Below are 22,502 nucleotides of genomic sequence, written 5' to 3' on the forward strand. Positions count from 1 at the left end.
CTCTGACATCCTCAACGGTGCGGGGATTATTGTGACCGAGGTGGGCCAGAATCAGATGTGGGCTGCGCAGCATTTTTCATTTACGCGTCCGCGTCAGTGGATCACGTCCGGCGGTCTGGGCACCATGGGCTACGGGTTTCCGGCAGCCATTGGTGCCAGTATTGCCTGCCTGATGAACCGGTGATTGACATTGCCGGGGACGGGAGTATCCAGATGAATATTCAGGAACTTGCAACGGTTGTCCAGTATGATATCCCGGTAAAGATCATGATCCTGAATAACCAGTATCTCGGCATGGTTCGCCAGTGGCAGGAACTGTTCTATGACAAACGCTACTCCTATACTGATATGCCTTCGGTGGATTTTGTCGGTATTGCAAAGGCATACGGGTGCCGGGAATCTGCGTGACGGACTCCTCTAATGTGAAAGACGCGATAGAGACGTCACTTGCACATGACGGGCCGTTTTTGCTGGACTTCAGAATTGAGCGTGAAGAGAATGTCATGCCGATGGTTCCCGCGGGCGCTGCCATCAATGAGATGATACTGGGGGGGGAGAAGAGATGAGACCGCATACGATTTCGGTTCTGGTTGAAAACCGTCCGGGTGTGCTTTCACGGGTGGCAGGACTCTTTACCCGCCGCGGGTTTAATATTGAAAGTCTCGCCGTCGGTACCTGCGAAGAGCCGGGGGGGATGAGCAGAATCACTGCTGTCGTGATTGCAGACGATGAGATCATCGAGCAGGTGAAAAAACAGCTGAACAAGCTCATCAATGTCATCAAGGTGAGCGACATCACCTACACGAGTCATGTCGCACGGGAGATTGCACTGGTCAAGGTCGCTGCGGAAGCCGGGCAGACGCGTGCGGAGGTGATGCAGCTTGCAGACAATTTCCGGGCCCGGATTATTGATGTCGGAACACGCACGGTTGTTCTTGAGGTGACCGGGGGGGACACCGGTAAGATTGACGCACTGGTGAGTCTTCTCCGGCAGTACGGTATCAAGGAACTGGTGCGAACCGGAAAGATTGCGATGCCGCGCGGTTCGAAGACCGTTTCCCCCAAAAAATAATTTTTCTCTCTTTTTTCCGGAATCTGCACGGTGGTCCGAAAAAATGCAATCATGTTATATGTTAACATGCCACACATTACCCTAGTTACATGTTTGGATTACCCGATATAACGTTCGTGTCTGTGGCCTGTGCGCTTGCAGTCTGTTTTGGCCTTCTCATCTGGTGGGGCCTGCATTTCAGAGGTGACGATCCCGATGTCTGATCTCATCACGATTGGCATCATCGCACTCTACGGTATCATGCTCATCGGTATCGGGGGGGCTGGGCCTCAAAGAAAATACACAATACCGAAGACTATATTCTTGCGGGCCGCTCCCTTGGATTCTGGGTATTCACCATCCTGATGGTGGCCTCGGTCTGTTCCGGCATGACTCTGGTCGGTGTCAGCGGATTTGGCTATGCATCCGGGTGGCCGGGTATATGGGAACAGCTCTTCGTTCCACTGGCGGCGTCCTTTGCCATCATTGTCTTTGGGGGGGCAAAGCTCCATGCGGTCTCGAAAAAGACCGGGTATATGACCGTCGAGGATTACCTCGCACACCGCTACGAAAGCCCAAAGACAGTGCGGGGGGGACTTGCTGCGGTGTCAGGGATTGTCGTCTCTTTGATCTATCTCGTTGGCCAGTACACTGCCATCAGTCTCGTTCTGGTCTGGCTCTTCAATATTCCGCATACCACAGCACTGATCATATCGGCTGTCATTATCACGGTCTACACGGTGATCGGTGGTATGTATGCGGTCTCGTGGACCACACTGATACAGGGAATGATTCTCATCGTGGGAGTGATCATCATGGCACCCCCCCTGGTCATCATCTCCGCGGGCGGTCTGACCCATATCAACGAAGTGCTGGCATCGATTGACCCGAATATGGTGCAGCCGTTCTATCCCACACCCGTCTACGCGTCATACGCCTTCTGTACACCGGAGTTCCTCTTCTCATTTGGGATTCTGTTGATCGTCGGTCTTGCCTGTGCTCCGCATGTGGTAAACAACATTCTTGCCGCAAAGGATACGAAATTCTTTAAGTGGTCTCCTCTGATCGCGTTCGGGATTTATGCCGTGGTGATGTTCCTGGTGAAGTTTACCGGGTTTGCCGTGCGAACACTGGTTGAGGAAGGAAAACTGGTATTGCCTGCGACCGTGAACACTCAGGACTTTGCGTTCATGTACGGGATAGAGTATGCCATGCCCAACATGATGATCTGGGCAATCTTTGCGGTGATCGTGCTGGCAGCCGTGATGTCGACAACAGACCGGCTGATGCTCACCATCGGCACGCTCTTCTCCTGGGATGTCTACCGGAATCTGCTGAAGCCGACCGCTCCCGACCGGGAGGTACTGTTGGTCAGTCAGGTATGCGTCGTCATTGCCGCGGCCGTGTCACTGTTCCTTGCAATCAATCCGCCGGAGATGCTGGCGTGGCTGATATGGATGGGCATCGGCGTCATGCTCGCGACCTTTGCCGTGCCCCTCTTAGCGGCGCTCTACTGGCGGCGGGCGAACGGCGCCGGTGCCATTGCCAGTATGATTGCCGGTCTCATCGGTTCGGGTATCTTTGGATACTACCACAAGTTTGTCGCACCGCTGCCGGTGCATTTCAGTCTCATTGCCCTGACACTCGCAGCCCTTGCGATGATTGTCTTCAGCCTGATGACACCGAAGAACAGCGAAGATGTGCTGGATGCCACCCTGACCGGCCCGTACATTCAGCCCAAATAATTTTTCCCCGCCTTTTTTATGCCCCGGCGGCATAATATTCTAGATTGTGACGACAGCAATTATCGGTGGCGGACTTACCGGTGTCACGCTTGCCAGACTCCTTACCCAACAGGGTGAAGAAGTAGTCATTCTGGAGCGTGACGAGACATACGGGGGGGGATTGTGCCGTTCCCATACAACAGATGGATTTACGTTTGACGACGGGGGGTTCCCATATCATATTCTCGCGTGATGCCACGGTTCAGTCGTTTATGCGTGACGTGCTCGGGGGAGAACAAGGCGGAGCGGAACCGGAATACCAAGATCTTTTTTAAGGGAGCGTATGTCAAGTATCCGTTTGAAAACGGTCTTGCCGAACTTCCTGCAGAAGACCGGTTTTACTGCATCAATGAATATATCAAGACACTCATCGCACTTGAAAAAGGGGGGGAACTGCAGCCTCCGGAAAACTTCCGGGAGTGGATTCTGTATACATTCGGCACCGGGATTGCCGACCTCTATATGATCCCGTATAATGAGAAGATCTGGAATTATCCCGCAGAGAAGATGTCCCTGCACTGGGTGGATGGCCGTATCCCCCCCCGTCCTCCGGTGGAAGATATCATCAAATCAGCGATTGGCATTGAGACCGAAGGCTATACGCACCAGTCGGTCTTTACCTATCCGGTGACCGGCGGCATCGAAGCACTGGTGCGTGCGATTGCCGCACCTGTTGAAGATACCATCCGATGTAATTTTTCGGTGTCTTCTATTGAGAAGACGGAGGATGGATTTTTGATCAGCAACGGCACGGAAACGATTACGGCTGACCGCTGTATCTCGACAATTCCTCCGCAGGAATTGCTGCCCTGCCTGTTGGATGTGCCGCTGGAGATTCGTGAGGCGGTCGCTGCCCTCTGTTATAATTCCCTGTTCTCCGTCTGTCTGGGGGTATCTCACCCAGTGAATGATTATTCCTGGCTGTATGTGCCCCCCCAGAAGGAGCTGGGTATGTTCAACCGTATCTCATTCCCGTCGAATTATTCGGATGCAGTCGCCCCTGCCGGGCATTCGTCGGTGCTGGCCGAAATTACCTTTAATGAGGGTGATGCTGTCTCCCGGATGACGGATGATGAGATCATCTCCCACACGGTAGAAGGACTGACAAAGATGGATATTCTTGGGTCGCCTGAAGATGTGGTGTATGCTGCAGTCAAACGGCAGGAGTATGCGTATGTCGTCTATGACCTTGCCTACCGGGAGAATATCGGAATTGTTCTTTCCTATCTGAAAGATGTCGGAATCGAACCTCTGGGGAGGTTTGGTGAGTTTGAGTACCTGAATATGGACGGCTGCATCCGGCGTGTTCTTGACTTCCTTGATTTGAACAATCCGGCGTGAACTTCATCGGGTCTCATTTCTGGAAAAATATCTTTTTTCAGGCGGTGGTATTCATCGAAGCAGATTGGTGAGACCGGACAGGGGGGGATCACATCCTCCGCACGTATAATCACTCCGCTGGACAAATAGAAATATACCATTCGATTATTTTTTTGGATACCACCATAAAATGGGAGTGAACTATGGAGAACGTTGTTTCGGTACACAATCTGAAAAAGACCTTCGATAAAAATCCGGTGATATCCGGCATCACCTTTGACGTATTCAGAGGGGGGAGATATTTGGTTTTCTGGGGGGGCCCAACGGTTCCGGCAAAACCACCACGATGAGGCTCATACTGGGACTGTTACGGCCGGACTCAGGAAGCGCCCTTGTTTTTGATCAGCCCCCCCTTGATACCAGTGACAAGACCCGTGCACGGTCGGGGTGTTACTGGAGAATAACGGTCTGTTTGACAAACTCACCGCGTATGAAAATCTGAAATACTACGGGGAACTCTACGGCATTCCGGATATTGAAGAACGGATTGTTGAGCTGCTGGAGTTTACCGACTTAACTGAAAGAAAGGGCGTGCTTGTCGGGACGTTTTCCACCGGAATGAAGCGGAAGCTGGGTATTGCACGGGCTATTCTGCACCGCCCGGAGGTGTTGTTTCTGGATGAACCCACCTCAACGCTGGACCCGGAGGCCCAGAAGATGGTTCGCGACCTGATCGTTCATCTCTCAGGGGATGAATCGATGACGGTGTTCCTGAGTTCGCATAACCTTGATGAGGTGCAGAAAATATGCAGCCGTGTGGCCATTCTTCACGGAGGCAAAATAAAAGCCCTGGACTCGGTGGAGAATCTCCGGAAAAACCGCGGTGTTACGAAGGTGAGATTCACGCTTTCCGATTCTGCTCAGGTAACAGAGGCACGTTCTGTTGTTTCCGCAGTAGCGGATGTGTCTGATTTTCAGGAGAACGAAACCGGATTTACCATCACTCTGTCCGGTTCATCCGCATCACCGGTCATATCCCGTCTCTGCAATGCCGGGATTGGTATTGAAGAGGTGGGAAAAGATCAGCGTTCGCTTGAAGATATTTATATTGAAGTGATGCGGGAGGAGGCGTAACCGATGCATCCAATCCTTGTGGTCGCAAAAAAAGAGATGAGACAGATTGCAAAGAACCGGTCTCTTATCGTGGGCATCGTGCTTTTCATGGGTGTATTCGGGGGGCATGACCTCCTTGGTGCGATAATGGCGGTTGTCGATGGAGACGCGAAAAGTATTGTATCCACACTTGATTCCCTGATGATGTATCTGGTTCTGGTGCTGGGTGTCTTTAGCGGATATTTCTTTTCTTCACAGGCATTTCTGGGGGGGAAAAGACTGAAGGGACCATTGAAACGCTGCTCTGTTCCCCCCCTCTGCCGCTGCGGGACATCTGGCTGGGAAAAGTGATCGGCGTGATGGTTCCCGCCTATGCCGTTGCCCTCCTGATTGCCGGGATACTGGTGGCCCTTTCCAATACGGCAGCAGACTTTCTGGTTTTGCCTTCGGTTGTCATGATGCTGTTTGTCGTTCTGGTCGTCCCGGTCTACATCGCCTGTGCCATCGGCATGTTGGGGTTAGTCCAGCTGCTTTTGGGGATGAAGGAGAACCAGATTCTCAATATCGTGCTGATTATCGGATTTATTGCGGTGATCTCCGTTTTTGACGGTCTGGTGACGGAAGGAGTGGTGGTGATGTCCGCTCCGGTCGTGGGAGCGATGTTTATTGTGGGCATGCTTCTGCTGGGTGTTATCGGGTTTATGACCCGGATATTAAACCGGGAGAAGATTGTGACGACCCTTCCTGAGGGTTGATATTCTTTTTTTATTTTTTACTCAGGTTGAGAACGTCTGAAGCCAGAGCGTCACATGAACCTGTTTCATGTTGTACGTTCTGCATATCCTGCCATGTCTTTGCAATCCCGGATTGCAACAATTCATTCGACCATACGGGCATGAATGGACAATTTGCTGCTGTAACGTTGAATTAGGAATTGTTATTGCAATGTTACATGAGTCATAGACAAGACCACACATGAGAGTAGTGTCATCCGGGGTGCTGTATGTTCCTGGTAAAGTACGCAAAGTACCTGTACTATCTGTACACTTCTCTCTATTATCTTCTTATTTTATACAATACAAGGCATATTGGTCTGCGTTCTTCTTTGCAATATTCCCGTTTTTTTTATGCAAAGACGTTGCAAAGTTGCAAACATGGGGGGGTTCATTTTCAGTTATGTAATGGCGTTTCGTTAATGCCATCTTCTGTTACCAGCCGTTGTCTGAATGCGGTCAGTTATATCACAGATAAACATCAGATTCGTAATCTGCTCAATAACGTCCAGAGGGTTGGTCAGACCTCCCGTCCAGAACATTTCCCACAGAATATCGACCTTATTCTTCAGTTCACCGGTAATCATTGTATGAATGGTGTGCTTGGGGGGGCAGGAATCCCTTCATTGGGTTAAGCAATGCTTAAATGCCCTTAAACAGGCCTTTTACCCGAAAAAACACGTCCACACAGAAGCCGGTGTGGCTCCATCTCAGTTGAGACAGTCCAGACCTCCTCTCAGAATATGTGCCAATACAGGCCCCTTAATAGCCTGTAATACTCCGGTTTTTCCGCAAATAACCGGTATTCCGACCTTCATTTTCCGGCAGAAATTCCGTGCAGATAATACCTCTATTCCATCCTTTGATTCCCCCAATGCCGGAAGGCAAAAAGGGTGGATAAAGTCGAATAAGGGGGGGAGAGGTGGTGAATTATCAGTCAGGCGGTTTGTATGCTGAATAATCCGCACAGAGCAGGCGGCCGCCAGAGATATGACAATGATTTGTCCGGACATTTTTCCACTCATCTTTTATCAGGATCTTATATCCATAAATCAATCAATCTCTTTTTCACGAAACTGTTTCCTCGCATCTATTGAAATATCTTTATAATATAACCGAATAATCTCACCTGAATGTGCGTCAACGACGGTCAAATAATGTATTCTGTGGTTATCTTGTTCCTCTTCAGGATTCTCATTTAATTCGACTTGAAAATAAAACGGCCATACAAGGCGGATAGGCATTTCTTTCTCATAATATAACAGTTCAGAATCATCATTCCAACATAGATTTATGGTATCTGAACCCACTTGGGCTGACTTAAATGTGAAACTTTTCACTGTTCCGGGGTATTTTTCATTGACAGTTGTCTCAGCAATTTCTTTAGCTTCATCCAATGTTATATCAGGTTCTGAAGATGGGAATGTGATATTTTCAATATCCAGCCAGAATTTGGAATAACCGAAGACGTCACCATTCATGGGTCCATACCAAAATTGATACCACTCGCCATATACGGAATTCCATTCCGTATCCGAGTATACCTGACATCAGCAGTCGTATTTTGAAAATATGACGACGTGATCACTGAATTATTTGTGTAATAATCTGCTTTATTCCCAGTTATATTTCTTAATAGTTCCTGAGCGATTATTTCTGCATCTTCCAGTGATATTTCTAATTCTCCTTTTTTCTGGTGCATCCCAAACAGGGGGGTTAAACTGTATTATTTCTCCGGAATCTGAATCAACTTTTATTCGGTATTTTTTTCCACTCTTTGTGATTGCATTCTCATACATCTGATATGTTTTTCCTTTTATAAATCGGTCCGGTTCAGCTCTGGGCTTTAATGATTCAGGATCCATATCCGGAAATAATTCAATAATTTTTTCTTTGATGGTTTTGGGAGTTTTGATATCGTTGGCATCACCATTAATTGATTCTGTTTCTGAAGGCTTTGCTGTTGGTTCCTGAAGATCGGGTTCAATATCTGTTGAATTTTCAGGATTGGCATGTGTATACGGTATAAACACTACAGAACAGAAGGCTACCAGAATTATGGCTGCCAGGGATATAACAATGATTTTTTTGGACATCTCATCTTCACCTGTGTCTGATGTGCACAATATATCCCCCCCTGTCTGCATCTTTCAGAGATACAGGGTAAATCAGGATTGTGTACATCCATTTCACATTATATTATTTACGTTCTTAAATACGATTTGTGGCAGAACTCTCTACCCGTCGGATATCTCTGCTGCTCATTCAGAGCTTTAAAAAAATATCCGGAAAAAGATGTCTGATAAAAAAATAATCTGGATTTCTACTGCTGAATGGATTATTCACCTGAGGTCCATCCTCATGAATCTCACATATGAAATTCCAAAGAAGACTGCCGGGTAAATAAACATCATCAGAATGTTGGATCCAACCTTTCCCATAAAATCTTCAAAGGATATTCCCATCTCAGCATAATCCAGACGATACCCATTCTTAACACCTCTGTTCCATAAAAAAATGGATTTGTAATAGCACTGCCAATCTGTCCGTAATTGTGCTTGATTGAGAGATGGTTGATTATGTTCGTGATCTCCCATTCATTCATGTAATAGCCTTTCGTCTCCTCAACCAGCAATTCGTAGTCCTCATATGAGATGTCATCACGCATATCTGCCATTGGGTCCGGCCCAAGGATGTATCCACTTACTGATGGTGCAATTGCAGGTGCGAGATATGCGAAGGCAAAGAAGATGATCAGGGCGTATACCAATGACATGCCACTTGTTCTGGCAAATACTGATGTCATGATTGCATGGCAAAACAACTTACCAGAAACAGAACTGATACAAACCATAACAAGAAGATTCCGGGCCACTCATCCAGACCCGGAACAATACTGTTGATCAGAAGTATTGCAACGGTAATCACAAAAACGGTTGTTACCGCAAGTGCGAGTGCAAGAATTCCGCCAATAGCTTTCCCGTTTATCACTTCGTCCCGGTATACCGGATGTGAAAACAGTGATTTGATTGATCCTGATTCACGTTCTTTTGTGATGGCATCAAACCCTATTGCTATTGCAATAAGCGCTCCAAAAACAGATGATGCCAGTCCTCTCATAATTCCACCGAACAGATTAATCGGGGCAGGCCGGTATTCAGCAAGACCCGTATTGATATTGCCATCTTCATCCATTGCAGTGCTTCCGGAGATTGAATAGTCTGCTAATTCCATGTTGTAGATATCAAATTCAGAACACACATCCCCCCCCGGTAATAATCAGGAGCAATACAAGGAGTGCAATATATCTCCTGCTTGTAATGTGATCATGAAATTCTTTTTTTGCAATGAGTATTACTCTGTCTGCCGTCATTTATCTCACCTCTACCTGAGATCCATCCTCATAAATTTCACATAGGCAATTCCAAAAAAGATCGAGGGATACAACAGGAAAAATAACAACTGTAACCAGGCCTGATTCATGACCTCTTCAAATGAGAGTATGGGTGTGCCGTCTATGCAGTCCCAGGACGGCTTTGCAAATACTCTGGTAAGATCAGAATAATTCCGTTGTATTGAGAATAATGACGAAATCTCATAGATCGCAGAGTACTTCTGATTATAATCCTGTTGTTTCTCTTCTAATCTCTCTGAATATTCATAATCCTCATCAGAATCTGCGTAATATCTCACTATGGAGAGCTCGTCTCTCGGATTCTCTCCAAGCATTGTATAGACCGCAACCCTGGCGCTGAATACCGGGATGAAAAGTGACAGAACAAACAGAATAATCAGAGACAATATCAGGGCATTACTGCTGGAGCCTGCAATTACAGATGCCATCAGTGCAAGGGCAAAGTTGGATGCCAGAAAAATAATTGTTATCAGCCAGACTATGAGCATCAGGCCTAATTCATACAGGGTTGGTACAATTCCCTGAATAAGAAATAATGCAAAAACCAGCATAAATACCACGGTTATTGCAATCGTGAGTGCGGCAATCCCGCCAATCGCTTTTCCATTTATAATTTCATCCCGGTATACCGGATGTGAGAGCAGGGATCTCAGTGACTTTGTCTCTTTTTCCCCCTGAAATGAGATCAAAACCGAGTGCAATGGCAATAATTGCACCAAATCCGTAGTATCCGATGACCTCGGTTATAGAACTGATTATTGAGAGTGGTGAAGGGACACTGCTGCTGTCTCCAGATTTATATCTGTCCAGATTATTCTGATAATCATTTATACCGGTGATTGCTCCAATTCCCACGACTATGGAGAGCATTAAGAGAAGGAGCAGAAATTTTTTACTGGTGATATGATCGCAGGTCTCTTTTCGGGCAATTATGGCGAGCTTCGGATTTTCATATCATTCCCGCCTGTATACCTGTAAGAAGAGCTCTTCCAGTCCGGGTTTTTCGAGGTGCATCTCGATTATCCCGTCAGAGACTTCCCGTAACTGGCCGGAGAGTTCTCTTCTGATATCCCTGTTTACCGAGATCTCAGCCCGGTTCTCTGTTTTATGAATTTCAAGAATGTCAGGATGCGAGAGTTCCGGCAGGGGGGGTTTTATGGACTCGATGATGATCTTCATTGGTATATTGCTCTGCTCTCTGAGCTGCTCTTCCACCTCCTCTGTCGTTCCCTGAGCAACCATCTTTCCCTGTGATAATATGCCGAGTGTTCGGCAGACCTGTTTTATCTCGGACAGAATGTGGGAACAGATGAGAATCGTCTTTCCTTCGTCTGATATCTCCCGGATTATTTTTCTGAACTGGGCGACGCCTTCCGGATCCAGGTTGGCAGTCGGTTCATCCAGAATAACCACCTTTGGATCATTGAGCAGTGCCTGTGCAAGGCCCAGGCGCTGGTTCATTCCACGGGAGTAGCCACCAACGGTTTGGGTGACGCCATTCAGCCTGACAAGCTCCAGGAGATAATCAGTCCTCTCTTCCCGGCCGTCCGGACTGATTCCATAAATTTGCAAATAGTCGAGATTCTGTTTACCGGTCATATTGCCGTAAAAACCCACATCCTCTGGCAGATACCCGATGACCTCTTTTGCCTTCAGGGGGTTTCGTGCAACATCAATCCCGTCAATCAGACAGATTCCTGCTGTGGGTTCAATCATGCCTGTCAGCATCAGGATGGTTGTAGTCTTGCCTGCCCCCCCGTTTGGCCCCCCCAGAAATCCAAAGACCTCACCCTCTTTTATCTCCATATTGAGGTGATCCACAACGCAGTTCCCATTATATTCCTTTGTTAAATTCTCAGTCTTGATCATGGTCTGGTCTGCCTCTTTTTATGGGAGATAAATAATTTGAGTATAGATTTATTGGTGCCTTATATTATACGATTTATGGCAGAATCATCTACACGTTTGTTAAGTGAGATGTGGGGGGGTGGATCGGTATTTTCAATGATCTGGATTACAAAAAACGCTCATGATATTCTGATGAATAGCATGCACAACCAATGAAAGTGGGACAACGTCCAACATTTAATTACATTTACCTCCCTTTTCAGCCGTCGGGCAGGAAGGTTGTACCCTCTTTGAGCTTTTAGCTCGGCAAAAAACTAACCAGTGAATTGCCATCGGAGGCACAAATGTGACTTGGATCACGGATGTAAAATTGCCCTCTTCAGGTCAATTCACTGCCCATTTTAATTAATGGATGTGGTTCTATGTCATCACAAATACACAATTCTTGTGGTCTTGATGTTCATAAGCAGTTCATCATTGCCACAACACTGACAGATACTGATTCGTTAAAGAAGCAAAAACGGTTTGAATGGAATGAAAATGGTCTTTCAGAGTTTAAATCATGGGTATTATCCGAGCAGTGTGATGTTATCGCCTGCGAGTCAACAAGTGACTATTGGGTTCCTATCTACGACTCTCTCAACGATCATATACCTGTTATTGTCGGGAATGCACGCGACATCAAAGCCTTTACCCACAAGAAAACTGACAATGTCGATTCTGAATTCATAGCAAAACTGGCTCTGAACGGTATGATTCAGCCATCCCGTGTCTTCACCCAGGAAGTTCGCGGATTCAGGTCTCTAATCCGTCAAAGGCACATATTTGTTCGGAAACGCTCAGATATCAAAAATGAAGCGCACAGTGTGTTGTCCAATGAAGAATTTCATCTTGACAATGTACTTTCGGATATTTTCGGGAAGGGCGGCAGACGCATACTTTCCGGTATCATTTCAGGAACACCTGTAAATGAAATCATTGAGAGTCTCCCGAAGAATCTCCGAAAGAAGCGGGATCAAATCCTTGAAGTGTTAAATGCGGAAATCTCAGAAAACACTGCTCTCCGTCTGAAGTCATGTCTCACTATGATTGACGCATTTGATGGTGAAATTGGATCTCTTGAAAACGAATTCTTTCACTATGCGTATGCCCGTTATCCACGGGAGATGAAGATTCTCACTTCAGTACCGGGAATTGGGGAACTTGGTGCAGCGACCCTTTTGGCTGAAATCGGAGATTTTCATGATTTTCCATCTGGTGACAAACTTGCATCATGGCTGGGTATTGTTCCTACCGTACACCAGTCTGCCGACAAGTACTACAACGGAAGGATTACGAAAAGGGGGGGTTCCAAGGTTGCACGCTGGATGCTGACACAAATCGCCCATGCAGCAGCCAGGACTAAGAAAAGCAAACTGAAGGAATTCTATCTTCGCAAGAAGGATTCCCTGGGATTTGGCAAGGCAATTATCGCACTTGCACGAAAGATTGTGACCATTACCTGGCACCTCATAACAAATGACGAATTGTACGAAGATGAGACCGGTTACGAAAAGAACTATATCATCAAGAAAAAGGTGTTTGAGACGATTTCAATCCCAGTGGATGAAAGAATTAAAATTTTACATGAGATGAAAATTGTAATGGACAGAATAGATCATAGGGTAGGGTAAGGATGATCTATCCTTACACTTTCATGTAAAGAGGATCATATTTATTTCAGGTTGCACTGCCCTCGGATGCTGACTCAATATACTCATTGGGTTTGTAGATCCGGAAATTCGGGGATGTCATGCTGAGTATCTCGCCAGAATGTGCATCAACAACAGCAGTATAGAGAGTAAAGTTATGTCCACTATCCTCTGTTTCTGTTTCATCTTTTGTATTGACCGTGAAGTCAATTCTCCATACAAGGCGGACGGGCATATCCTTTTCATACCATAACAGAACATAGTTGCTGTACCAGTATGGTTCCATTGTCTCTGAATTCACAGAGTCATAGTAGTATTTTATGCATCCTCTGGTCTCTGAATCCTTTTCATTGATGGTTGTCTCAATGATCTGTTTTGCTTCATCAGGGGGGGTGATCTCTGGTTCTGGAGATGAGAATGTGCTGTTTTTAAAATCAGGCCATCTTTGATAGAATTCCGCCACCTCTCCGGTCTTTAAATCAATTATCAGATGAATGGATCCGATATAAAATTGAACATCATTGTGAAATCTCTTTAATCTGACGTCTGCATATGTATTCTCCCAGTCCTTTGTAATTATATGAGACTCTTCAATGACCTCATCATATCTGTCTCCTTTTAACTTTTTGAGAAACTCAAGTGCGATCTCTTCTGCCTCTTCAAGTGAGATCTCTGGTTCCTCAGATCTTGAAAGCTGTGGCTCTGTTGATCGATATGATCGTATCTCCCTGGTCTCATAGTCAACCTTTATGTCATATTTTTCCCCCCCTTTTTCTGTGAGGGCATTTTCATACAGGATATATCTTATTTCAGGAATCTGTGAGTCACAGTCCTGTGTCGGGGGGGTGAGGGAACTCAGAAGAATATTGGGAAATAATTCAACAATTCTTTCTTTGACGCTATCAAATTCTGTGTCATTCTTTACTATTTCAGGAGGGTTGTTGGTCGGCGTAACCGTTTCTGTTTCTGTAGGTGTTGTTGAATTCTCAGTCAGGCTGTCTGTGTGCTGAATGGCCAGCACAGAGCCGGCTGCCACCAGAATTATGGCCGCCAGGAATATGATGATTATTTTTCTGGACATTTATCCACTCATCTTTTATCAGGATCAAATATCCATAAATCAATCAATATCGTTTTCACGAAATTGTTTCCTCGCATCTATTGAAATATCTTCATAATATAACTCAAGAATCTCACCTGAATGTGCGTCAACGACGGTCAAATAATGTATTCTGTGGTTATCCGGTTCCTCTTCAGGATTCTCATTTAATTCTACTTGAAAAAAAAACGGCCATACAAGGCGGATAGGCATTTCTTTCTCATAATATAACAGTACAGGATCATCATTCCAGCACAGATTTATGGTATCTAAACCTTCCTGGGATGACTTAAATGTGAAACTTTTCACCGTTCCGGGGGGGTATTTTTCATTGACGGTTGTCTCAACAATTTTTTTAGCTTCATCCAATGTTATATCAGGTTCTGAAGATGGGAATGTGATATTTTCAATATCCAGCCAGAATTTGGAATAACCGAGGACGTCACCATTCATGGGGGGGTCTATGCAAAATTTGATTCCATTCGTCAGATACGGAATTCCATTCCGTATCCGAGTATACCTGACATCAGCAGTCGTATTTTGAAAATATGACGACGTGATCACTGAATTATTTATGTAATAATCTGCTTTATCTCCGGTTATATTTCGTAATAGCTTCCGGGCGATTATTTCTGCATCTTCCAGTGAAATTTCTAATTCTCCTTTTTTCTGGTGCATCCCATACAGGGGGTAAAACTGTATTATTTCTTCGGAATCTGAATCAACTTTTATTCGGTATTTTTTTCCCTTCTTTGTGATTGCATTCTCATATATCTGATATGTTTTTCCTTTTATAAACCAGTCCGGTTCAGCTCTGGGCTTTAATGATTCAATATCCATATCCGGAAATAATTCAACAATTTTTTCTTTGATGGTTTTGGGAGTTTTGATATTGTTGGCATCACCATTGATTGATTCTGTTTCTGAAAGTTTAACTGTTGGTTCCTGAATATCGGGTTTAATATCTGTTGAATCTTCAGGATTGGCATGTGTATACGATATAAACACTACAGAACAGAAGGCTACCAGAATTATGGCTGCCAGGGATATAACTATGATTTTTTTTGACATTTCATCTTCACCGGTGTTTGATGTGCACAATATATCTCCTGTCTGCATCTTTCAGAGACATATGGTAAATCTGGATTGTGTACATCCACATCAGATTATAATATTCACGTTCTTAAATACGATTTGTGGCAGAACTCTCTACCCGTCGGATATCTCCGCTGCTCATTCAGAGCTCTAAATAAATATCTGGAAAATTTTAGGAATTTGAGTGAAGTAAAAAACTGAGGATATATTTTTGTCAGAACAGTGAAGGAGAAAAATAATTTCTTCATTTCGACAGGATACAATGATCCGGTTCAATCCAAATCAGTTCGGGGGGGTTTGTCCCATAAACCGCATATGAATGGAGGAACAATAAAAAGATACGGGATTTTTGCAGATATGCTTTGCAGAACTAATACACGGGGGGGGACAAATGATAATCACAGAAAACTTCACCAAACAATACAACGGGGGGGTGAACAAACGATTTTTCCTGATCCTTTTCATCATCTGTCTGGTGCCTGGGGGGGTTGCAGCCGCAACCGGGGGGGTGACGAACTATGATGACGCACTTGATAAGTATAAAAACGGAAATGAGGGATACGTATTTTTTCCTTCTCTCCTTCTGGTATTCAATCAGATCACCAGTTCAATTGGCCTTGACGGACAGGGTGTACGGCAGATATTATTGGCAGTGAATTTTGTTCCGGTTCTACAATTTAAGTCTGTAAATAAAGATAATATCCTGTGTAACAGTAAAAGAAAAGAGATCTGGCGTGTTGTAAAAGAGCATCCCGGCATGAGTTATACTGAACTTAAGGGAGCGTCATCCCATACTGAGGGAGATTTCAGATATCATCTTGAGATGCTGGTACGATATAGATATCTTGAAAAATATCAGATAAATGGATTTATCGGTTACTTTAATGCGGGCGGGTCTGTAACCGACTCTGAGAAAGGTATGATCATAGCTCTGAAAAGCAAAACCGGGAAGGAAATCTATTCAATCCTTCTGAAGAACAAAGAAATATCCCGAAAAGAACTCTCTGAACATTTGGATATTACCGGCCCTACTGTCACCTGGCACATGAAGAGACTCATCTCACTCGGAATTGTCAGAGCAACATATTCAGGCAATTCTGTCTGTTATTGCCTCTCAGATGTTCGGAAACCACTACCTGAAATGTGATCCATAATCCCAGTTATAGCTGGATGCGTGATATTCCCGGAGATCTGAAAACCCCTGCCAGATCTGAATCTGAGAATGTCGGCAATTTTTTTCATTTCCCGTGAGTATTTTATCCCTTCAGGATCTGACATCTACCGTCAGCTCTATGATTATCTCCGGTTTTACCGCGTATATCCGCAAATTGTGCAGACGGTGTCGGCACAATATTTTATTCCGGCAGAAATTCCGTGCAGAAAATATCTTCATTCCGTCCTTTGATTCCCCAATGCAGGAAGGCAAAACGGGTGGAAAAGGGATGACAACAGGGGGGGATGGTATCATCCCGTGGGAACCCGGTAGATGGGATTGGGCATATTGCGTGATATCCGTGGTGCGACACGAACGAGACGCAGACGCAACCCCCTGTCTCCTCATTTCCCGATAAATATCTCTTTCTTCAGCATACCGAATTCATCGAAGCTGACATACGACGTGAGAATAATCGCGATCGTGACACAGATTGTTCTTGATGTATATATCGCGAGCATCAGGGCAATCTGATAGGTAATGGCTATCATCGGGGAGAGACCTGCTATCAGCTGTCCGGTCATGAGCCCCCCCGGCAGAAACACAATGCCCATCACCGCGACATTTCCCAGCGAGGGCATGAGTGCGGACTTCAGTGCGGTTCGGAAATACGGGAGGAGGGCCTCGGTTCTCTGTGCACCGAATGAAAGCCCCGAAACGTAGCGGTTCTCGTTTCTGCGCAGGTCATTATAGAAGAGGGCTACGGCAATGATAGTCCCTCCAAGGGAGTTGCCCAGCAGCATGCCGCCGATGGGTATCAGAAATCGGGCTTCCGACAACCCGCCATCCTGAAGAATCAGGGCCTCAAAATAGACGAGACAGAATACGGTGGTAATGACAAAGGCAACAACGGTCGCAGGTAGAGTTTTCGGATGTTTAATTCCTGCTTTCGGACGGACTCATACGCCGCAACCGTGATCATGATACACAACCAGAGGACGTTCAGGAAAGCATTGTTATATTCAAAGAGCACCGTCAGAAAAATACCGGCAAGGCCCAGCTGTATGGACATCCGGAGAAACGACCAGACTGTCTCCCGGATCATCGGCAGGCGGGTTTTGTGCATGACAAAAACGGGAATGGCAAGCAGAAGGAAGGCAAAGAAGATGCCCGATATGGGAATGGCAGGCGTGGCCATTTTCAGCTGTCTCCGACGGGAATGATGCGGACTCCTTCACGGTACCAGGTATCATCGTGTGATATGGCAAGAACCGTCCAGTCCTCGTGAGAGAGAAAGTAGTCTGCCACCTGCTGTTTCATCCGGTTGTCAAGGGCTGCTGTGATCTCATCCAGAAAAAATATTGTTCGTTCGAGCAGGAGCGTGATGACAATAACGATTCTCTGTTTTTCCCCCCCGGAAAGGGAACGGAAATCCTTGTCAAGGATGGTCTCGTCCAGAGCAAAAAGGGTGAGATATCCGTTCAGATTGTTTTGGTAAAGGATCGTTTTGTTTGCAGCGTATCCAAAGACACCGTCAATCAGTTCCCTGACGGTTCCCTCCCCCCCCGATGTCGGTATCCTGCGATACGTATGCAGTCTCCTGCCGGATGTGCCATGCGGTAGCTGCATCAATCTCATGCTTTCGGTAGGAAACCGTGCCGGTATACGGTCTGACATATCCCTGTGCCATCTTCAACAGGCTTGATTTGCCGGAGCCTGAGATACCCCCCCGGAGTATGACCTTCTCGCCTTTGCAGACGCCAAGGGAGAAGTGTTCGATAACGGTTTTTCTATCGAACACCACGGATACCTCGTCATACCGGATGATCTCTTCTTCCATGATGTACGGCCCTTTGATTATCAGGTTTGATCTGTTCACGGGTAAGTGTTTATCTGTTTCACTCCCTCGCATCCACCGTATAATCTGCACCCCCCCAAACAATAATTCACCACATGACTCATCTGCCAAAATGAATGGTTCACCAACAGACGATCAGCATGTTCATCGCGAAAGAAGACATGCAAAACGGCAGCATAACAATATGCATAAATAACGTCTGTGTGATGTATATTTTATGAAGTATACTCCCCGAGAGCTTATTATTTTCATCGGAAGTCTTGTTATCATTCTTGCAAATATCTATAATATCATAGCAGGTGCTACGACAACCGGATTCTATCTGTCCGTGTTTATTATCCTGATGTTTGGCATCGTTGTTGCCTGGACGCTGAAGAATGCATCAAAAACGGAAAATTAACGGGTTCGTCCCTCACCCCCCCGGTTTTTTGTCACCCTTTCTCACCCTCTTTGATGCCCAGTACAGGGGAATCGGAGGGTAGAACATGCGTATTTTTTGTCATTTTTTATTGTCGGAAAACTAAGGTAGTAATGTCTGTTATTTCCAAAAATGACTGCATATTGCAGACTAATAAGGGGTCGCTATTGATGGATGTTTTGAGAGGATGTATGGGTTATCTCTGGTTGAGAAAGGGCCGCTCCGGGCCTCTGTGTGGACACGTATTTCCGGGTCTCAGACTATTTTAAGGGTTATTTAAACGTTGCTTTACCAGGTGCCGTGATTCTTTCTTCAATGATCTCTCCGGAATCGGTATCCTGCTCTTCCGGCAGCATCACCAAAACGGATTCGGCCATTTCGACGATATGGTCTGAAGAGATATATATGATGATATTAATCTTCCGAGGATCTCATTCTTCCGGAACATCGGAGGGCCTGATGATGGTAATGGGGGGGTGACATGGCCCACCATCCGGTGCGTGATAGTTGGAATGAAGAGGCCCCCCCTCCAATACAACCGGGGGGGCAGTTATTTATACAACATCAGCCATAAGGGGGGGGCGAGGTAGAAGAGATGTTATTTGTTATGTGGTATGAATTCGATCCGGATCACACCACCCGGGTTATCGAATTATGGAAGAGCTTCAAATTTCCGTCTGAGGTGAAAGTCCTTCACCGGTATCTCCTGATCGGGAGGCATATGTCGGCTGCGATATTTGAGGCCCCCCCGAATGAGGAATCCCTCCTGAAGATCACACTGCCATTCAGTTCATTTGGAGTAGCGCACATCGTACCGGCCATGACGATCGAGGATGCGATCAAACAGATGTGATAGACCGCGAAGGCAAAGCAGGAAGATCTTTTTTTTATTTTTGGGCTCTGTTGAATCCCTCAAATATGACAACGAAAGCAACATATTGAGCCGCTTTCGTAATGATATAGAGAATCACGTTGATTTTATTCTCTTTTACCTGAAATCGATCTCTTCGTGCCTTCAGATCTTCTCCAAATCTTCTTTTAATGACTGTGCCGTTTCGACATTATTTCTTTCACGATATCGTTCATCATCGAAACGGGTTCAGCCATTTCGACGATGTGGTCTGAAGAGGTATGTATGATGAAGTAAAACAGTCTTCAGAGGAGTTGATTCTTCCTGAACATCGGGGGGGGACTGGTCTGCCTGTGGCAAACATACTTGGAGAGGGGGGGAAAATGAAATTAAATACCGGTCTGCGGGCTCTGGGCCTGCTGATGGGAATGGTGCTTGTCGGGACGATTGTTTTACTGGTGGTAAGTGCCGATGAAAAGATGCTGGGTACGGATACCTCCGTTCATTCAGGAGCAATGTTTGAAATATCCGGTTCTACGCATGTGATGAAAACCGACGTATTAGCATTGGGTAGTACGTTGGAATCATTGGCAGACGAGTATGGACCATTAACCATCCCGTCAACGGTGAACAGATATGACATTGTGCAGTTCAGCCAGACACATCTGAACCCGGATCAAAACAATTCACTGAAGGTGACCGTCCATGGTCAGGCATATGATATGCATCTTGAAAGGATGAATTTCGAAGATATCGATGACGGTATTGATTCCTATTCCGGAAGTATTGACGGACTCGATGATTCGGTGGCGATATTCACCTTTGACAGAAATCTTGTTCTGGGGGGGTCAGTTCAGCTTCGGGATGAATTCTTATTTGTATCACCCGTCCAGAACAGAGAATATTCCCTGAACACCACAATGCCTTTGCACATCGTCTACTCGTCAAAAGATATGAAATAGTCGAAGTGACCGTTTCCCACCGATTCAGATGGATCAATACTCTCAGGATATCACAGGTGTCCCGTCAAAAAAAAGTATTTCCGAGGAGGGGGGACACAACGGCATCCACATTAAAAGATCCAATTGGGGGAATTATTCTTCATAACATCGATGTGCATATCTGAAATATTATACAATATGGGTCTCTTTGCTGGATTTGTGGTAAGTGTGGATATATTTATGTCTTCAAATTTGTTGGAATACTCAACTGGTTTGATTCTTTAACAATTTCATAAAAATAATCTGAATATTTGTTGAACAGAAACGAACCCCATGCATTTCCTACGCTATTTGTTCCTCCCATATCATATCCCACAAGTTGAACGCCTTTCAACTTTTCAAATGAAATTTCCGCATCAGATTGAGTAAATGATGGATTATCAAAATTATCCATCATGTCAGATATTCTGGCAAATGAACAATCATTATGTTTATAATTATCAGGATATTTCAGATAGTATTCGTAAACTCCACAGAATATCTCAAGATCTTCATCAAACATTACTCTTAGCCCATTAATTACCAGATGATCTTTATATTCTACAGGTTTCTGTTCACTGAGTATTTTTCCGGCGTAATATCCAAGTATGGCACTGCATCTGAGGGATTTTGAATTTATCGCTGAATCAATAATTTCAGATATTAAGATACAATTTTTTGGATTTTCCAGATATCCATACATCTTTTGCCTGTCGGATTCTTTGAATGTGGAATTAGAATACATAAATTTCAAAAATGCTTTGAATTTTAATTCATTCATTGAGGTCCATATTTTTTTACAGGAATTAAATAGAGGTGACATTTCAAATCCCATTTCAATAAATTCACCCGGACTATCAATTATTAATTCCATAAATGAATCTTTCATAATTTTCAATTCATCCATTATTTCGGGGGGGATCTCAAGAAAATCCATGCCACTATTATAATTGCCAAAAATATACATATTCCGATAAATTATAGTATCTAAATAGTTAGATAGCCTTGCAAGATGCAGAGATCATTTGCATACAATGGTTGCTTTCGTTATATTCAGACTCCTCAAGGAGTCGTGCCCGTAAAAATTACCCGTCATAATGCCCCCCCCATCCCAACCCCCCCCGTTCCACACGTTCAAGTATTTTTACCGGCAATATGTACCCACGGTATTCTGCAGTATTGCAATATCACCGGTGGCTTATCATGAAAGTTTCAGTAGTTATTCCGACATACAACGAAGAGAAAAATATCGGCAGGTGCTTGAGTCACTCTGTAACCAGACGATGAACCGAACAGAATACGAACTCATTGTTGTGGACGGAAATTCAAAGGATACCACGCGTGATATTGCCCGGAAGTATGCAGACAAGGTCATCATTCAGACTCGTGCAAAGGTGGGCGGTGCCAGAAATGACGGTGCCGACCTTGCAACGGCAGATATTATTGCCACAACGGACGGGGGGGACTGCGTTTTGCCTCCGGAATGGGTTGAGACCGTGTATGCCGAATTTGCTGCCCATCCCGAAGCGGCAGCCATTTACGGCACCGTCTACCCGCTTGAGGACGGCATAAAAAACCGCGTCAATCTCGGCCTTGCCAACACCTTCTCACGGATTGGGTATTACACGAAGCGCTCTACTATACCCTCGGATGTAATACGGCGTTTCGCAGAGCTGCCTTCATGAACATCGGCGGCTACAAGGTCTGTGACGCAGGGGGGGATGATCTGGAAATTGCCCGACGGGTTGTCCATGAGGGCACCGTCCGGTTCTGTCCCAAGATGCGGGTCGCGTTCTCCATGCGCCGGTATGATCAGTTCGGAACCCTGAAATCCCTCTATGAATGGGTACATATAGTCCGGAAAGGCGGGGGGGACTCGGACGACTGCCAGTATTCAAAACGTGAATACCAGTAACGACCCGTTTTTTCCGCACACAAAAATACGGACTGATGCATTCAGAACTGCGTCTGTCCCCCACATCATCGTCCATTTTGTTTTTTCCATTATTCTTCCCTTATCCGCATCATTCGGATAGAAGGTTTTATAGGCAGTC

General features: G+C 45.4%; 23 protein-coding genes and 5 pseudogenes. 15 read left to right on the forward strand and 13 right to left on the reverse strand.

Going from position 1 to position 22,502, the window contains the following annotated elements; genetic code table 11:
- Positions 1-55: 55 nt before the first annotated feature.
- The 9 genes and pseudogenes from JCM10550_RS22810 to JCM10550_RS09975 all read left to right on the forward strand — a co-directional run bounded on the left by JCM10550_RS22810 (position 56) and on the right by JCM10550_RS09975 (position 6,023).
- A pseudogene (locus JCM10550_RS22810) lies at positions 56-408 on the forward strand (thiamine pyrophosphate-dependent enzyme).
- Positions 405-566 (forward strand): hypothetical protein, encoded by a 162-nt coding sequence (locus JCM10550_RS22815; RefSeq protein WP_245619000.1) that lies wholly within the window; start codon positions 405-407, stop codon positions 564-566. The pseudogene JCM10550_RS22810 and the gene JCM10550_RS22815 overlap by 4 nt, the downstream one beginning before the upstream one ends.
- A complete protein-coding gene (gene ilvN / locus JCM10550_RS09950; RefSeq protein WP_062398846.1) occupies positions 563-1,072 on the forward strand; it encodes an acetolactate synthase small subunit in 510 nt (169 codons plus the stop codon). The genes JCM10550_RS22815 and ilvN overlap by 4 nt, the downstream gene beginning before the upstream one ends.
- 195 nt (positions 1,073-1,267) lie before the next feature.
- Positions 1,268-2,796, forward strand: a pseudogene (locus JCM10550_RS09955) (sodium:solute symporter family protein).
- Between the two features lie 46 nt (positions 2,797-2,842).
- Positions 2,843-4,176, forward strand: a pseudogene (locus JCM10550_RS09960) (FAD-dependent oxidoreductase).
- A gap of 289 nt (positions 4,177-4,465) precedes the next feature.
- Positions 4,466-4,884, forward strand: a pseudogene (locus tag JCM10550_RS22820) (ABC transporter ATP-binding protein); the annotation flags it as partial.
- Positions 4,885-4,914: 30 nt separating this feature from the next.
- Positions 4,915-5,289, forward strand: coding sequence for a DUF4162 domain-containing protein (locus JCM10550_RS22825; protein WP_245619012.1), 375 nt, complete (start codon positions 4,915-4,917; stop codon positions 5,287-5,289).
- A gap of 3 nt (positions 5,290-5,292) precedes the next feature.
- Positions 5,293-5,619: a hypothetical protein gene (locus JCM10550_RS09970; protein WP_062398848.1), complete on the forward strand. Its 327-nt coding sequence runs from the start codon at positions 5,293-5,295 to the stop codon at positions 5,617-5,619.
- Positions 5,616-6,023 (forward strand): hypothetical protein, encoded by a 408-nt coding sequence (locus JCM10550_RS09975; protein WP_062398850.1) that lies wholly within the window; start codon positions 5,616-5,618, stop codon positions 6,021-6,023. The genes JCM10550_RS09970 and JCM10550_RS09975 overlap by 4 nt, the downstream gene beginning before the upstream one ends.
- Positions 6,024-7,093: 1,070 nt before the next feature.
- Here JCM10550_RS09975 and JCM10550_RS09985 read toward each other — a convergent pair.
- The 6 genes from JCM10550_RS09985 to JCM10550_RS10010 form a co-directional block, all read right to left on the reverse strand.
- Positions 7,094-7,522: a hypothetical protein gene (locus JCM10550_RS09985; protein ID WP_062398853.1), complete on the reverse strand. Its 429-nt coding sequence runs from the start codon at positions 7,520-7,522 to the stop codon at positions 7,094-7,096.
- A 132-nt stretch (positions 7,523-7,654) separates the two neighbouring features.
- Entirely contained in the window at positions 7,655-8,137 is a 483-nt protein-coding gene (locus tag JCM10550_RS09990; protein WP_157200146.1) for a hypothetical protein, read from the reverse strand.
- A 317-nt stretch (positions 8,138-8,454) separates the two neighbouring features.
- On the reverse strand, positions 8,455-8,847 hold the full coding sequence (locus JCM10550_RS09995) for a hypothetical protein (RefSeq protein ID WP_062398857.1): 393 nt from the start codon (positions 8,845-8,847) through the stop codon (positions 8,455-8,457).
- Positions 8,844-9,302, reverse strand: coding sequence for an ABC transporter permease (locus JCM10550_RS10000; protein ID WP_062398859.1), 459 nt, complete (start codon positions 9,300-9,302; stop codon positions 8,844-8,846). Before JCM10550_RS10000 ends, JCM10550_RS09995 begins: the two co-directional genes overlap by 4 nt.
- 123 nt (positions 9,303-9,425) lie before the next feature.
- The gene (locus JCM10550_RS10005; RefSeq protein WP_245619014.1) at positions 9,426-10,172 is read right to left on the reverse strand and encodes an ABC transporter permease subunit; all 747 of its coding nucleotides are present in this window, start codon (positions 10,170-10,172) and stop codon (positions 9,426-9,428) included.
- Positions 10,173-10,410: 238 nt separating this feature from the next.
- Complete coding sequence (locus JCM10550_RS10010) at positions 10,411-11,325, reverse strand: ABC transporter ATP-binding protein (RefSeq protein ID WP_062398863.1); 915 nt, start codon at positions 11,323-11,325, stop codon at positions 10,411-10,413.
- Between the two features lie 401 nt (positions 11,326-11,726).
- Between JCM10550_RS10010 and JCM10550_RS10015 the strand changes: the two genes are divergently transcribed.
- Entirely contained in the window at positions 11,727-12,977 is a 1,251-nt protein-coding gene (locus JCM10550_RS10015; protein ID WP_062398865.1) for an IS110 family transposase, read from the forward strand.
- A 46-nt stretch (positions 12,978-13,023) separates the two neighbouring features.
- Here JCM10550_RS10015 and JCM10550_RS10020 read toward each other — a convergent pair whose 3' ends face one another.
- Together JCM10550_RS10020 and JCM10550_RS10025 are read right to left on the reverse strand one after the other, a co-directional pair.
- Positions 13,024-14,076 (reverse strand): hypothetical protein, encoded by a 1,053-nt coding sequence (locus JCM10550_RS10020; RefSeq protein WP_062398867.1) that lies wholly within the window; start codon positions 14,074-14,076, stop codon positions 13,024-13,026.
- A 39-nt stretch (positions 14,077-14,115) separates the two neighbouring features.
- Positions 14,116-15,213, reverse strand: coding sequence for a hypothetical protein (locus JCM10550_RS10025; protein ID WP_062398869.1), 1,098 nt, complete (start codon positions 15,211-15,213; stop codon positions 14,116-14,118).
- 484 nt (positions 15,214-15,697) lie between these two features.
- Here JCM10550_RS10025 and JCM10550_RS10030 point away from each other — a divergent pair, with 484 nt between their 5' ends.
- Positions 15,698-16,336, forward strand: a complete 639-nt coding sequence (locus tag JCM10550_RS10030) for a winged helix-turn-helix transcriptional regulator (RefSeq protein ID WP_172673844.1) — start codon at positions 15,698-15,700, stop codon at positions 16,334-16,336.
- 410 nt (positions 16,337-16,746) lie between these two features.
- Here the strand turns inward: JCM10550_RS10030 and JCM10550_RS10040 are convergent, their stop codons facing one another.
- From JCM10550_RS10040 to JCM10550_RS24980, 4 genes are read right to left on the reverse strand one after another with little or no spacing between them, the layout of a single operon-like run.
- Positions 16,747-17,238: an ABC transporter permease gene (locus JCM10550_RS10040; RefSeq protein ID WP_245619016.1), complete on the reverse strand. Its 492-nt coding sequence runs from the start codon at positions 17,236-17,238 to the stop codon at positions 16,747-16,749.
- A complete protein-coding gene (locus tag JCM10550_RS10045) occupies positions 17,199-17,540 on the reverse strand; it encodes an ABC transporter permease (protein WP_062398877.1) in 342 nt (113 codons plus the stop codon). Before JCM10550_RS10045 ends, JCM10550_RS10040 begins: the two co-directional genes overlap by 40 nt.
- Positions 17,541-17,542: 2 nt before the next feature.
- The gene (locus JCM10550_RS10050) at positions 17,543-17,980 is read right to left on the reverse strand and encodes an ATP-binding cassette domain-containing protein (protein ID WP_172673845.1); all 438 of its coding nucleotides are present in this window, start codon (positions 17,978-17,980) and stop codon (positions 17,543-17,545) included.
- A complete protein-coding gene (locus tag JCM10550_RS24980) occupies positions 17,877-18,254 on the reverse strand; it encodes an ATP-binding cassette domain-containing protein (protein ID WP_172673846.1) in 378 nt (125 codons plus the stop codon). Before JCM10550_RS24980 ends, JCM10550_RS10050 begins: the two co-directional genes overlap by 104 nt.
- A gap of 163 nt (positions 18,255-18,417) precedes the next feature.
- Between JCM10550_RS24980 and JCM10550_RS10060 the strand changes: the two genes are divergently transcribed.
- From JCM10550_RS10060 to JCM10550_RS10070, 3 genes are all read left to right on the forward strand, one after another.
- Positions 18,418-18,600 (forward strand): hypothetical protein, encoded by a 183-nt coding sequence (locus JCM10550_RS10060; RefSeq protein WP_062398883.1) that lies wholly within the window; start codon positions 18,418-18,420, stop codon positions 18,598-18,600.
- 700 nt (positions 18,601-19,300) lie between these two features.
- The gene (locus tag JCM10550_RS10065) at positions 19,301-19,471 is read left to right on the forward strand and encodes a DUF3303 domain-containing protein (protein WP_245619002.1); all 171 of its coding nucleotides are present in this window, start codon (positions 19,301-19,303) and stop codon (positions 19,469-19,471) included.
- Positions 19,472-19,749: 278 nt separating this feature from the next.
- A complete protein-coding gene (locus JCM10550_RS10070; RefSeq protein WP_062398887.1) occupies positions 19,750-20,430 on the forward strand; it encodes a hypothetical protein in 681 nt (226 codons plus the stop codon).
- 217 nt (positions 20,431-20,647) lie between these two features.
- On the opposite strand, the gene JCM10550_RS10075 is transcribed toward JCM10550_RS10070, so the two are convergent.
- Positions 20,648-21,385, reverse strand: a complete 738-nt coding sequence (locus tag JCM10550_RS10075) for a hypothetical protein (protein ID WP_062398889.1) — start codon at positions 21,383-21,385, stop codon at positions 20,648-20,650.
- A 266-nt stretch (positions 21,386-21,651) separates the two neighbouring features.
- Between JCM10550_RS10075 and JCM10550_RS10080 the strand changes: the two are divergent.
- A pseudogene (locus JCM10550_RS10080) lies at positions 21,652-22,363 on the forward strand (glycosyltransferase family A protein).
- The last annotated feature ends 139 nt before the right edge of the window (positions 22,364-22,502 follow it).

Origin of the sequence: Methanogenium cariaci JCM 10550 (assembly GCF_001315945.1) — an archaeon.
Classification (GTDB): Archaea; Halobacteriota; Methanomicrobia; order Methanomicrobiales; family Methanomicrobiaceae; genus Methanogenium; species Methanogenium cariaci.

Bases quoted from the DNA above. Each gene is read 5' to 3' on its own strand.
- ilvN (WP_062398846.1), top strand. From the start codon at position 563: ATGAGACCGCATACGATTTCGGTTCTGGTTGAAAACCGTCCGGGTGTG.
- JCM10550_RS22825 (WP_245619012.1), top strand. From the start codon at position 4,915: ATGACGGTGTTCCTGAGTTCGCATAACCTTGATGAGGTGCAGAAAATA.
- JCM10550_RS09970 (WP_062398848.1), top strand. From the start codon at position 5,293: ATGCATCCAATCCTTGTGGTCGCAAAAAAAGAGATGAGACAGATTGCA.
- JCM10550_RS09985 (WP_062398853.1), bottom strand. From the start codon at position 7,522: ATGAATGGTGACGTCTTCGGTTATTCCAAATTCTGGCTGGATATTGAA.
- JCM10550_RS09990 (WP_157200146.1), bottom strand. From the start codon at position 8,137: ATGTCCAAAAAAATCATTGTTATATCCCTGGCAGCCATAATTCTGGTA.
- JCM10550_RS09995 (WP_062398857.1), bottom strand. From the start codon at position 8,847: ATGACATCAGTATTTGCCAGAACAAGTGGCATGTCATTGGTATACGCC.
- JCM10550_RS10010 (WP_062398863.1), bottom strand. From the start codon at position 11,325: ATGATCAAGACTGAGAATTTAACAAAGGAATATAATGGGAACTGCGTT.
- JCM10550_RS10015 (WP_062398865.1), top strand. From the start codon at position 11,727: ATGTCATCACAAATACACAATTCTTGTGGTCTTGATGTTCATAAGCAG.
- JCM10550_RS10020 (WP_062398867.1), bottom strand. From the start codon at position 14,076: ATGTCCAGAAAAATAATCATCATATTCCTGGCGGCCATAATTCTGGTG.
- JCM10550_RS10025 (WP_062398869.1), bottom strand. From the start codon at position 15,213: ATGCAGACAGGAGATATATTGTGCACATCAAACACCGGTGAAGATGAA.
- JCM10550_RS10045 (WP_062398877.1), bottom strand. From the start codon at position 17,540: ATGGCCACGCCTGCCATTCCCATATCGGGCATCTTCTTTGCCTTCCTT.
- JCM10550_RS10050 (WP_172673845.1), bottom strand. From the start codon at position 17,980: ATGAGATTGATGCAGCTACCGCATGGCACATCCGGCAGGAGACTGCAT.
- JCM10550_RS24980 (WP_172673846.1), bottom strand. From the start codon at position 18,254: ATGCGAGGGAGTGAAACAGATAAACACTTACCCGTGAACAGATCAAAC.
- JCM10550_RS10060 (WP_062398883.1), top strand. From the start codon at position 18,418: ATGAAGTATACTCCCCGAGAGCTTATTATTTTCATCGGAAGTCTTGTT.
- JCM10550_RS10070 (WP_062398887.1), top strand. From the start codon at position 19,750: ATGTATGATGAAGTAAAACAGTCTTCAGAGGAGTTGATTCTTCCTGAA.
- JCM10550_RS10075 (WP_062398889.1), bottom strand. From the start codon at position 21,385: ATGGATTTTCTTGAGATCCCCCCCGAAATAATGGATGAATTGAAAATT.